Here is an 11,017-nt window from a genome sequence, read left to right as displayed (position 1 = left end):
CTCGGTCGTGAGGTCAATGTTTTCAGTGAAGAACTGAATTATTTCCAGCTGCGGGACGCGCTGAAGAACAAAGATAAAGAGAAGTTTTTATACACGATTGAGTTCTATCCCCAGGAGGGTAAGTATCACTACGACGGACATCGTAAGTGTCAGGTGCGTCTTTCTCCCAAAGAGGCCCGTTTCAATAATAATCTCTGTCCGGTTTGTTCACGCAGTCTTACCATCGGCGTATTGCATCGAGTCGAATCTCTGGCTGACCGGGAAGAGGGTTTTGTTCCGGAAGATGCGATTCCTTATAAAAGTTTGATACCACTGGAAGAGATTATTGCCGAGGCAAAGGGATGCGGCAGAGATACCGTGGCGGTGAAGAATGAATACCGCAGATTGTGTAAAATTTTCGGGAGTGAATTTGAAATATTGTTGAATACTTCGCTCGAAGAGCTTAAAAGCAACACCGAAGAAAGGATTGCGATCGCCGTTGACCGCGTTCGACGCGGCGACGTGATAATCAATCCAGGGTATGACGGTGAATTCGGCACCATCAAGATATTTGAGGACAACAAACCCAAGGAATCTCAGCTCGGCCTTTTCTGAAGCCATTTTATTATTGACATCGCAATTTTTTTGAATAAACTTGTATTGCTGGTGGATTCAAGGGAAGCGCCGTGAAAATCGGCCGCGGTCGCCGCCACTGTGATTCCGCTGGATGTTTTAATCAAAAAAAGCCACTGTCTGCAATGGATGGGAAGGCTGATTAAAACGGGATAAGCCAGGAGACCTATCCGCCAGTATCCGACGGGTATCCTTCGGACGAAAGGAGGTCTATATGATACCCCTGATCTTTTTCTTTTTAGTGGTTGTCCCCCCCGTCTATGAGGTGGAGGAGGTCGTCGTGACTGCAACGCGCTATCCAGCGTCTTTGCAGGATATCGCCTTGGCGACCTTAGTAATAGACAGGGAAGAGTTTATGAAACTCGAACCGGTCAGTCTGTCTGAGCTGCTGCAGACTTATGCATCCGTGAACATCAAGGATTACGGTAATCCCGGCTTGGTGTCGAGTATCTCGGTCCGCGGCATTCCGTCACACAGTACCCTGGTTCTGCTCAACGGCATTCCTTTGAATTCGATAACGGTCGGTATGGCGGATTTGAATGCAGTTGACCTCAATGCAGTCGAGCGTATTGAGGTCGTTAAGGGTCCGGTTTCGAGTCTGTATGGTGGCAATGCCCTGGGCGGCGTCGTAAATATAATAACGGCTAAAGAATACCAGAGTCCTGAAGCAAAGTTAACATTTTTTCCTTCAACCAACGAACCAGGAAATCCGTTTCAAACTACTGAACTGTCCGCCAGAGCAGGGCTGCCTCTCGGCAGGGCGTGTTTTGACATCACTGCCACTTATTGTTCCTCAGATGGATTCAGGCAGAATTGTGATTATCGGGGAGGTTATGTTACAGGTTCTTTTCAGTACAAAAAAGAGCATTCAGAATTTAATTCGGGATTGTTCTTCAACAGCAAAGAATACGGTGTGGCCGGACCCATGCTTGCCGATTCCAGCTCTGCATCACCTTTAGATCGGGAAAAGGATAGAAATCTAATCGGTAGTCTCTGTTTCATACAGGATCTCACGGGTTCTTTAAAGTGGTATAATAGACTTTCTGCAGTGCAGCAGCGGGTTTATTTCCACTCCGTATTTATCGACTGGAATGGAGACACCGTGATGACCGATTACGACTATTTGACCCATATGCTGGGTTTTAATACATATATGCTTTTGGACGCTCATAATACTGAAACAGTAGCCGGCATTGACGTCCATTATGACACCTTAGAGACAACCGAGACTTCGGGGCTGTCTCAGCAGGATACAGTGTGGCGTGCCGCTTCCTTTAATATCGGGTTCTGGCTGGAACTGACTCAAAAGATCGGTGACATTACGGTGACACCGAGCATCAGGCTGGACAGGAATTCAAAGTTCGGTGGTTTTCTCTCTCCTGCAATCGGTGTGGTCAAACCGCTGTTGGACAATCTTTGGATTAAGGCGTCGGCCGGTAAGGCATTCCGTGCTCCGACATTCAATGATCTATTCTGGCCCGGATCGGGTAATCCTGAACTCAGACCTGAGCACGGGTGGGCGTATGAACTGCGGCTGGAAAGCGCGCCTGTTGCGAACACTTTTGCCGCCTTATCTCTGTTTATGCGGTCGGTGAATGATCAGATCGCCTGGTTGCCCGGAGAGGATAATATGTGGCAGCCCCGGAATGTCAATTATATCTCGGTTAAGGGCATGGATTTTGAATTCCGCACTCAATTCAATGAATTTATCCGCTTCGGCATTGAAGGGTCTTATCTTTACGCCCGGCAGCAGAACAATGAGATTGTTTATGACTTCTATGATTGGAACGCAGATACAGGCAGGACGGTAATCGAAGCGGTTGAACGGGACGCCGCCTTCATCCCCGATTATACGGCATCGGCGATACTTGAGTTTGGATTGTTCCACAAAACATTTCTATTCATCAAAGGGCTGTTTATGGATGAACGGGTCAACTACTACGTGAATTATGAAGATGCACCGGTGATCTCCATGGATACCAAGCGGCTTCAACCGTATACGGTTTTTGACGTCGGTTTGAGCAAAGAATTTTTTTCCTGTGTCAGCATTTCCTGCGGTGTAAAGAATCTTCTGGATCGGCGGTATGCCCTCCAGTTCGGTAATTCAATGAGTGACTTTGATTATCCGATGCCGGGGCGCATCTTTTTCTGCCGTGTTTCAATGGAGCATTGACACGTAAATCCTTTCTGATATACTTATACGGGGTGACCGGATAGTCGCTCTATGTGAGAGGAAAGTCCGGGCTTCACAGGGCAGGATGCTTCCTAACAGGAAGGTTGTTTCCGCGCTTCTCTCAAAGGACGGAAACAAACGGAAAGTGCCACAGAAAATATACCGTCCGCCTCAGGCGGATAAGGGTGAAAAGGCGAGGTAAGAGCTCACCGCTCCTGTGGTGACACAGGAGGCACGGCAAACCCCATCCGAAGCAAAACCAAGCAGGCCCCGTATGAAGCGGCCCGCTTCTTCTGCATACTGCAGAAACGGGGTGGGTAGGTTGCGCAGAGCCTGGTAGTGATACCAGGACAAGATAAATGACTATCTAAAACAGAACCCGGCTTACGGGTCACCCCACTGTTTATAAAGAGTGAGATACAGATTAAAAAAGATGGAAAAACGTCGGTTGATAAGAATAATGGAATGGAGAACCGTATGACGAAGTGGTTGTCAAAGAACGAGTCGGGCAGAGCAGACGAGATTGAAATCAGGGGTAAGGTTATCCCCGGGATTGTCGTTCAGATTCTTAAAAACAGAGGTTGGGATACAAAAGAGAAGATAGAACAGTATTTTGCGCCGACGCTCTCTGATTTACATAATCCTTTTTTAATGACTCAGATGGAGAGGGCGGTGGATCGGATAATCAAGGCACTCCACAGCAGAGAAAGAGTCTTGATCCACGGTGATTATGATACTGATGGAATAACTGCTGTGGCGCTTCTTCTTACTAATCTTAAAAGAATGGGTATTGATGCTACTTATTATATACCCAATCGTCTTGAAGAGGGATACGGGTTGTCCTCAGCAGGCGTGGAACAGGCGGTTAAGAGCGGCTGCACCTTGATCATTGCTGTTGATTGTGGTATTACCGCCGTTGAGGAGGTTCTATATGCCAAGAAACATAATATCGATGTCATCATCTGCGATCACCATAAAGCCGGGGATGAAATTCCAGAAGCAGCTGCTGTCCTGGATCCCAAGATTCCGACCGAACAATACCCTTTCAGAGAGTTAGCCGGTATCGGTGTGGCTTTTAAGCTGATCGAGGCGCTGTACGAAAAAACAGGTTTGGAAAAGGAACAACTTTATCAGGATCTGGACCTCGTCGCCCTCGGAACGGTTGTTGATATCGTGCCGCTTGTCGATGAAAACCGTGTTCTTGTAAAGTATGGGATCAACAGGATAAAGAAAAGTAAAAAGCCGGGTTTCAGGGCGCTTCTTAAAGAGAGTAAATTGAATAACAGAATAAGTTCGTATCATCTCGGATTCATAATCGGGCCGCGGATCAACGCCTGTGGAAGACTGCGTGATGCAAAGGAGGCGCTGGAACTGTTTCTTACCGATGACTACGACAGAGCCGTGCAGCTCGCTGAACGGCTTTCCGCAGACAACCGGGAGCGGCAGGCAATAGAGGAGCAGATATACAGGGAGGCGTTTGATCTGGTCAGCAGTTCAGGTGAAGATAAGAAGAGGGTGATTGTTCTGGGTAAAGAAGAATGGCATGAAGGGATAGTCGGGATCGTCGCTTCAAGGATAAGTGAATATTTCCACAGACCGACGATTTTACTTTCGCTGAAAGAGAAGACGGCAAAAGGTTCAGCCCGTTCCATTCCGGATTTCGACATAACCGAAGCACTGAAGTACTGCAGCAGACTGCTTTTAAAATTCGGCGGCCACAGTCAGGCTGCCGGTTTAGAAATAAAAAAAGAGGATTTCATTAAATTCTCAGAATCGATCAATAAGTATGCAGCGTCATTCGACGCCGCTGTTTTCGAGCGAAAACGATTTTACGACGTTGAACTGGACCTTTCCGATATCACCGACGAGCTGATACATTTTTTAAAGTACTTTGAACCCACGGGAATGGCTAATCCTCAGCCTGTCTTTCTGGGCAGAAATTTTGAAATCGTCGGTGTCCCCAGGGTAGTGGGTTCTGACCACCTGAAGTTCGCCTTGAGGAACAACGGCAGGGTCTTTTCCGCGATCGCCTACGGCAGGGGGGACGCCATTCTGGAGATCGAACCGGGGAAGACGAGGATCGACTGTCTCTACTCCATTCATGAGGATTCTTTTTTTGGTAAGAAAAAGGTCGTCTTAAAGATAAAGGAGATGAAGAAGACCGGTGAAATGGGTGCTGGTTAAGGAGAAAGCTCTCGAGTATTTCAGATTCAGATATAAAGGGATCACTGCGCTTTATTCTCTGAGGGCGGACCACGATGCAGTGGAACAGAGGTTCAAACCTGTTTTTCTGAAACAGATACATTCGGACGTAATCGTCGACATCGACGATGAACCGAAAAGAGAAGGTGACGGGTTGATCACAGAGAAAAAAGACGTCTGTCTCGGCATCAAGGTCGCTGATTGCCTGCCGGTTTATCTTTTTAACGACAGGAGAATAAGTGTTATTCACTGCGGCTGGCGCGGTATCGTCAAAGGGATAGCGAAAAAGGCAAAGCAGCGTCTGGTGGAGTACCGATACGTGCTCGGCGCTTCAATCGGTCCATGCTGTTACGAGATACAGGAAGATGTTAAAGAGCTTTTTTCGAAAGAGTACCCGTCCGCAGTAATCCATCGGGGCGATAAAATATTTCTGGATCTCAAAGCAGCGGTCGTCAAAGATCTCGGGGAACAAAACTTATTGGCTTCCCTGAATTACTGTACAAGATGCCGACCCGAATACTTTTATTCATACCGCCGCGGAGATGTAAATAAAAGGGATTATGCACTTCTTGTGTCGCGGTGAACAGCATTCATCTTCTTGACAGTACTATAATTATAATTATAATTACAGAAATGGAGGTATTATGCGTTATATGAAATTGATCCTGTCATTGATTTTTATTCTCGGCATTTTCATTGCTTGTCCCAAAAAGCAAACAGTGGCGCCGGTGGAAGAGGTTCCGGCGGAAGAAGAAATTCCGTTTGAAGAAGTTCAGATTCCCGAGGAACCGGCAAAACCAGAACTGGTGCTGGAACGGATTTTCTTTGATTTCGATAAATCGGATATCCGGGTGGATGCCGTGCCGATTCTGGAAAAGAATGCTGAAATGCTGAAACTCTATCCTGAAGTTAAGGTGGTGATAGAAGGACATTGCTGTGAAATAGGGACGGCTGAGTACAACCTCGCTCTGGGTGAACGCCGTGCAAAAGCCGCCCGTGATTATCTTCTTATGCTGGGGATAACACCGGACCGCCTTTCGACTGTGAGTTACGGCGAAGAGAAACCATTGGATCCGACGAATCTGGAAAGAAATCGACGCTGCGAATTTGTCGTTCAATAAATCGTCTGAAATAAGATTGTTTCGGAAGAAGGGATTGCTGGAATGTGGGGGGTTTATTTTGCTCCTCACCCTTGTGGTGTCGGGATGTTTTAACCGCCGTCGGTTCAACAATTTCAACTGGCAGCTCGACAGCCTGAAGTATTATACATCAAAATTCGACAGCATGCTTCAGGAGCAAAGTGAAGAACTCGCCCGTCTTCGGATTGATCTCTATACAAAATCGAATGAGTTGAGCGATAAGATAGAAATGCTCAATTCACGCCTCAGTGATACAGAGGCTCAGCTTCTGCGCATTTATGAAAAACTTGGACCCCGACAAAAGGTTCCTTCAGACAGTGAAGACATCTCGACGATCAGTCCTGAATCACGGATGATTTATGAATCGGCTTATTTAAATTATGTTCAGGGGAATTATCAGGAAGCGGTCAGCGGTTTTGAATCCTACCTTAAACTTCAGCCTGATTCGCCGCTTTCAGATAATGCCCTTTACTGGATAGGTGAATCCTACACCGCAATGGGTAAAAGTCAGGATGCCGTGAATACCTTTCAGAAGTTAATAAATAAATACCCGGCAAGCAATAAGATACCTACCGCACTTTATAAAATGGCGATCATATACGAGTCTGCCGGAGATCGAAAGTCCGCAGAGATGTACTACAATAAAGTAGTAAAAGATTTCCCGAACTCCGCCGAAGCGACATTGGCGAAAGACAAATTAAACAGATGATTAAAATCCAGCAGAGGAGAGCCGTTCGATGAATATCATAAGAATATTTTTGGAGTCAAGCCTGGCCGCCCAGATAATTATGTCGGTTCTTTCGATCTTTTCCATCTGGTCGTGGTCGATATTCTTTAAAAAGTTGTATGACTTCGCGCGCATCAAGAAGTTGAGTAAGAGATTTTTTGATTCCTATCGTTTTCACCGCACCGTGAAAGAATGGGATAATCTGGGTAACCTCTTGAATGACAACCCGTACGGCAGAATTCTGCGCAGCGGTATCGAAGGGTACAGAAAGTTGAAAAAGAGCTTACAGCGGGCTGTTCCCGTGTCGGCGCCAGAAGAAGGTCAGAGTGATGCGCATGCCAGCAGTCTCGAAAGTCTTTCCGACAATATAAAACTCTGTATGGAGAGAACGAAGATTGAAGAGATGAAACAGCTTGAGGCTTCTCTGCCCGTACTGAGCACCATTGTCAGTGTCAGCCCTTTTCTCGGCTTGCTGGGGACCGTCTGGGGGGTCATGGTGGCATTTCTGGATATCAGAACGCGGGGTTCGGCGCACATCACGATTGTCGCCCCGGGCATCTCCGATGCATTGATAACGACCGTCTACGGTTTGATCGTTGCAATTCCCGCTCTCCTTTTCTTCAATATCTTCCGCAGCCGGGTAAACAACTTTGAGTCCGAGTTGACAAAATTCATTCATGAAATTTTTATTCAACTGCGTGAAAAATTATTATTGAACAGTGAACACTAAGGGTTTAATTTCTGAAATCAATATTACCTCGTTAGCCGATGTGAGCATCACCCTTCTTGTAATATTTATGATTACTGCACCGATGATGACCCCGGGTATCGACGTTAATCTGCCGAGAACCGATGCATCGTTGCCTCACGACGAAGAGGGTATCACCGTTTCAATTAAAGAGAATAAAGATATTTTTATCGACAATGATCGTGTTTCCGTGGAAAATTTTGAACCTTTACTCAAAAAGATGATTGCGGGTAAACCACCGGGTATTATTGTTTATCTGCGTGCCGATAAAAAGGTGGATTACGGATACGTTATCGAAGTCGTCGGAAGAATGAAGAACGCCGGTGTCAAAGAACTCGGTCTGGTTGCAGAAATACCCCGGGAATGAATCGGTTTTATATTATTTCATTTATATTGCATTTGACGATTTTTTCGATTCTGATATTTGTAAGCAGGAGTTCTTCAACTCCGCTGCCTGAGTTCAACGTCGTGAAGGTTCGGATTGCACCTCTACCCCAACCTAAGGTGATTGATATTGAAGAACCCGTTGAGGAGGAAAAGACGGAAAAGATCAAGGAGGAAATTCCAAAAGAAAAAGCACCCCCCGATAAAAAACCAAAACCTTTAAAGAATAAAGTGATAACTAAGAAAAAGAACAAGCAGAAAATCAAAAAAGGTCTGCCGGATATAAAACCGACCGTATACACGGGCAGCGGCAGAGGGTTCACTTATTCTTATTATCTGAATATCCTCCTTAATAAAATCAACAAAAACTGGAAGAATCCTTTTAAAGGAAAAGACGTCGTTTTGAAGACGGTCGTCTATTTTGAGGTGGACAAAAACGGCAGGATTTATAATGTCAGACTCGAAGAGAATTCCGGTAATGATCTCTACAACGAAACGACGATACGTGCGGTAACACTGACGAAGAGACTCCCGCCTCTGCCCAAAGAATTTTCCGATGATTATCTGAAGGTACATCTTGAATTTTTGACCGCCCAGTGAAGATTCGATTCAAAAGATTTTTTATTGTCATAATTTTCTGCTTGAGTTTATCCTCTGCCCAGGATGTTTATCTGCGGTTGACCGACTACGGCGGCGGTAAGATTAATATAGTATTTACTCCTTTCAGCAGTTCTGATAATACGTCAGATGAGGAGCTGACCCGGATAAAGAATATCGAGATAGTCATAAAGAACGATCTGGAATATTCACTCTATTTTGATATCTATGCTGACACCAGTGCGGTTCCTGAGAAGGAAAATCAGGCGGTTGTTCTCAAGGGAGAAGGGAACGGTTCCGTGCTTTCCATCACCCTTGAGGATTTTCCGAGTCACGAAATAATCACACAGAATTCCTATGAAATCGTCGGCGAACTCAGGAGCATCGCCCATAAAATTTCCGACGACATCGTCGAGGCGCTGACCGGAGAAAAAGGAATCGCCGGCACCAGGATCGCTTTTTCTTACAGGACCTCAACCGGCAAGGAACTGGCGATGATCGACTACGACGGTTTCAATTTTACACCGCTTACCAAGAACGGCAGATACAATCTTTTTCCGGCGTGGGCGCCTGACAGCAAACGGCTTCTCTTTTCATCACATTCCCGCGATCGTCTGGTTATTTATCTCTTTGATCTTGTGAAGAAAAAAATAACGACGATCTCAACCTTTCGGGGGCTCAACTTCGCGCCGTGCTGGTCTCCGGACGGCACCAAGATCTGCCTTTCTTTGACAAAAGACGGGAACGCCGAGATATATCTTCTGGATTTGCAGACAAAGAAGTTGAGCCGATTGACGCATAATCGGGCGATCGACACCTCACCGACATTTTCACCGAACAGCCGGGAAATAGCCTTTGTTTCAGACCGAAGCGGCAATCCCCAGATTTATGTTATGGATATTCACGGCGGGAATGTCCGACGTTTGACCTATCACGGCGATTATAACACCTCACCGGCCTGGTCTCCGCGCGGAGATATTATCGCTTATGTATCCCGTGAAGAAGATAATTCTCAGCAGATCTACATTACTGATCCGTATGATTTTTCGCCCATTCGTCTCACCTTTGAGGGAAACAACGAGGAACCGTCCTGGTCTCCGGACGGTTTACACATTGTCTTTACTTCAAACCGCAGCGGGCGATATGAGCTTTATACAATGAACTGGGATGGTTCCCGAAAAAGAAAATTGACCAGCGTGCTTACCGCCAATGCCCCGGATTGGTCACCGGGGGTAGAATAATTAACGTAGAATTTTATTTACTTTATTTTTACAATTTTTTCGGTCGATTTGTGACCATTACATAAAAACTGTATAAAATACACACCTTCAGGTACTTCCTGCCCGTAATCATCATCACCATGCCAGGTGATGCTAAAAGCAGAGTGCAGAGGATTAAGGGTAAAAGATTTTACCATACGACCACTCGCATCATAGATGCTGACGCTGACGGGATTTTTCTCTGCACCATGTCCTATGCCACAGATGAGATTCGTCATCCGTATAAACGGATTTGGATAACACTGGAAAGCCAGGGATGTTTGTGGGTTATGGTACTCCTCAATACCGACATAGTTGCCTGAGGCGCAGTAGATATCAAAGTTGGTAAATGACGGGTCATTGCGCGTTGATGACCAGGCAACAAAGACTTTTCCACTGTCATTCACACAAATACTCGGATCCCAGTCCCAGGCATTTTCAATACCCTGATGATCATTCACCAATACATTCCCATTGAATGTTTGACCACTATCACTGCTGAAGGCAAAATAGATATCATGGCCATAAGTACTGTAATTTCTATAATCTCGCCAGATAATATAAACATTAGCTGAATCATCAGCAGTTATACTTGAATACATTCCCGTAGCCCAGGGATCGTCAGTTACCCGTACATTCGGACCAAAACTTACACCATTATCAATACTCCTGGCAAAATATCCACCAGAGGGATCTCGTCCATCATGCCAAACAACATAAATTATGTTATTTTTATAATAAATACTCGGATAGTCCTGCGGTGTATTTCCGGTTGTTGCTGTATCATTTATCGGATAATTAGGCTCAAAGGTCTGGCCATAATCTGTGCTGCGGCTGAAGTACACATCCCAGCCATGCAGTGTATCTCGCTGATCCATCCACGCCACATAGACATTTTGACCTGAATTATCACAGGCGATCACCGGATACCACTGATTGGCGGTATCCAGATCATCGTTCACGCGCACCGACGGCAGAAACGTTAAACCCCCATCCGTGCTGCGCGAAAAATATATGTCCGGCTCATACTGCACATTCCGCCAATCCTGCCACACCACAAAAATATATTGTCCCGAAGAATCAACCGCAATCGCAGGATATTTCTGATGATATACTGCTGCACTGTCATTAACCATTATCGGGGACGTAAATGAACCACCACTATTCGTACTTTTT

General features: G+C 45.8%; 10 protein-coding genes, 1 other RNA gene and 1 riboswitch. Of the genes, 10 read left to right on the top strand and 1 reads right to left on the bottom strand.

The window, feature by feature from the left end; all coding sequences use genetic code 11:
- Window positions 1-626 precede the first annotated feature (626 nt).
- Window positions 627-801: riboswitch (cobalamin riboswitch) on the top strand.
- Between the two features lie 25 nt (window positions 802-826).
- The 10 genes from ENI34_10200 to tolB all read left to right on the top strand — a co-directional run bounded on the left by ENI34_10200 (window position 827) and on the right by tolB (window position 9,823).
- The gene (locus ENI34_10200; GenBank protein HEC79490.1) at window positions 827-2,785 is read left to right on the top strand and encodes a TonB-dependent receptor; all 1,959 of its coding nucleotides are present in this window, start codon (window positions 827-829) and stop codon (window positions 2,783-2,785) included.
- Between the two features lie 28 nt (window positions 2,786-2,813).
- Window positions 2,814-3,188: RNase P RNA component class A (gene rnpB / locus ENI34_10195), an RNA gene on the top strand.
- 62 nt (window positions 3,189-3,250) lie between these two features.
- On the top strand, window positions 3,251-4,969 hold the full coding sequence (gene recJ, locus ENI34_10190) for a single-stranded-DNA-specific exonuclease RecJ (GenBank protein HEC79489.1): 1,719 nt from the start codon (window positions 3,251-3,253) through the stop codon (window positions 4,967-4,969).
- A complete protein-coding gene (locus ENI34_10185) occupies window positions 4,950-5,570 on the top strand; it encodes a laccase domain-containing protein (protein ID HEC79488.1) in 621 nt (206 codons plus the stop codon). Before recJ ends, ENI34_10185 begins: the two co-directional genes overlap by 20 nt.
- A 61-nt stretch (window positions 5,571-5,631) precedes the next feature.
- Window positions 5,632-6,108 carry an OmpA family protein gene (locus tag ENI34_10180; GenBank protein ID HEC79487.1) on the top strand — a complete coding sequence of 159 codons (477 nt, stop codon included), beginning with the start codon at window positions 5,632-5,634 and terminating at the stop codon, window positions 6,106-6,108.
- 58 nt (window positions 6,109-6,166) lie between these two features.
- Window positions 6,167-6,835, top strand: a complete 669-nt coding sequence (gene ybgF, locus ENI34_10175) for a tol-pal system protein YbgF (protein HEC79486.1) — start codon at window positions 6,167-6,169, stop codon at window positions 6,833-6,835.
- A 28-nt stretch (window positions 6,836-6,863) separates the two neighbouring features.
- Window positions 6,864-7,583, top strand: coding sequence for a hypothetical protein (locus ENI34_10170; protein ID HEC79485.1), 720 nt, complete (start codon window positions 6,864-6,866; stop codon window positions 7,581-7,583).
- The gene (locus ENI34_10165; GenBank protein ID HEC79484.1) at window positions 7,573-7,968 is read left to right on the top strand and encodes a protein TolR; all 396 of its coding nucleotides are present in this window, start codon (window positions 7,573-7,575) and stop codon (window positions 7,966-7,968) included. Before ENI34_10170 ends, ENI34_10165 begins: the two co-directional genes overlap by 11 nt.
- Window positions 7,965-8,585: a TonB C-terminal domain-containing protein gene (locus tag ENI34_10160; GenBank protein ID HEC79483.1), complete on the top strand. Its 621-nt coding sequence runs from the start codon at window positions 7,965-7,967 to the stop codon at window positions 8,583-8,585. The genes ENI34_10165 and ENI34_10160 overlap by 4 nt, the downstream gene beginning before the upstream one ends.
- The gene (gene tolB, locus ENI34_10155) at window positions 8,567-9,823 is read left to right on the top strand and encodes a Tol-Pal system beta propeller repeat protein TolB (GenBank protein HEC79482.1); all 1,257 of its coding nucleotides are present in this window, start codon (window positions 8,567-8,569) and stop codon (window positions 9,821-9,823) included. Before ENI34_10160 ends, tolB begins: the two co-directional genes overlap by 19 nt.
- 17 nt (window positions 9,824-9,840) lie before the next feature.
- On the opposite strand, the gene ENI34_10150 is transcribed toward tolB, so the two are convergent.
- The coding region (locus ENI34_10150; GenBank protein HEC79481.1) for a T9SS type A sorting domain-containing protein at window positions 9,841-11,017 on the bottom strand (1,177 nt) is incomplete at its 5' end.

It is taken from the genome of candidate division WOR-3 bacterium, from assembly GCA_011052815.1.
Lineage (GTDB): Bacteria > Hydrothermota > Tepidihabitantia > SM23-42 > SM23-42 > DRIG01.
Note: the sequence above shows the minus strand (reverse complement) of the source record. Positions and strands in the feature narration are given on the sequence as shown.

What these genes read in the sequence shown, in the direction of transcription:
- ENI34_10200 (HEC79490.1), top strand. Translation starts at nt 827, where the DNA reads ATGATACCCCTGATCTTTTTCTTTTTAGTGGTTGTCCCCCCCGTCTAT.
- recJ (HEC79489.1), top strand. Translation starts at nt 3,251, where the DNA reads ATGGAGAACCGTATGACGAAGTGGTTGTCAAAGAACGAGTCGGGCAGA.
- ENI34_10180 (HEC79487.1), top strand. Translation starts at nt 5,632, where the DNA reads ATGCGTTATATGAAATTGATCCTGTCATTGATTTTTATTCTCGGCATT.
- ENI34_10170 (HEC79485.1), top strand. Translation starts at nt 6,864, where the DNA reads ATGAATATCATAAGAATATTTTTGGAGTCAAGCCTGGCCGCCCAGATA.
- ENI34_10160 (HEC79483.1), top strand. Translation starts at nt 7,965, where the DNA reads ATGAATCGGTTTTATATTATTTCATTTATATTGCATTTGACGATTTTT.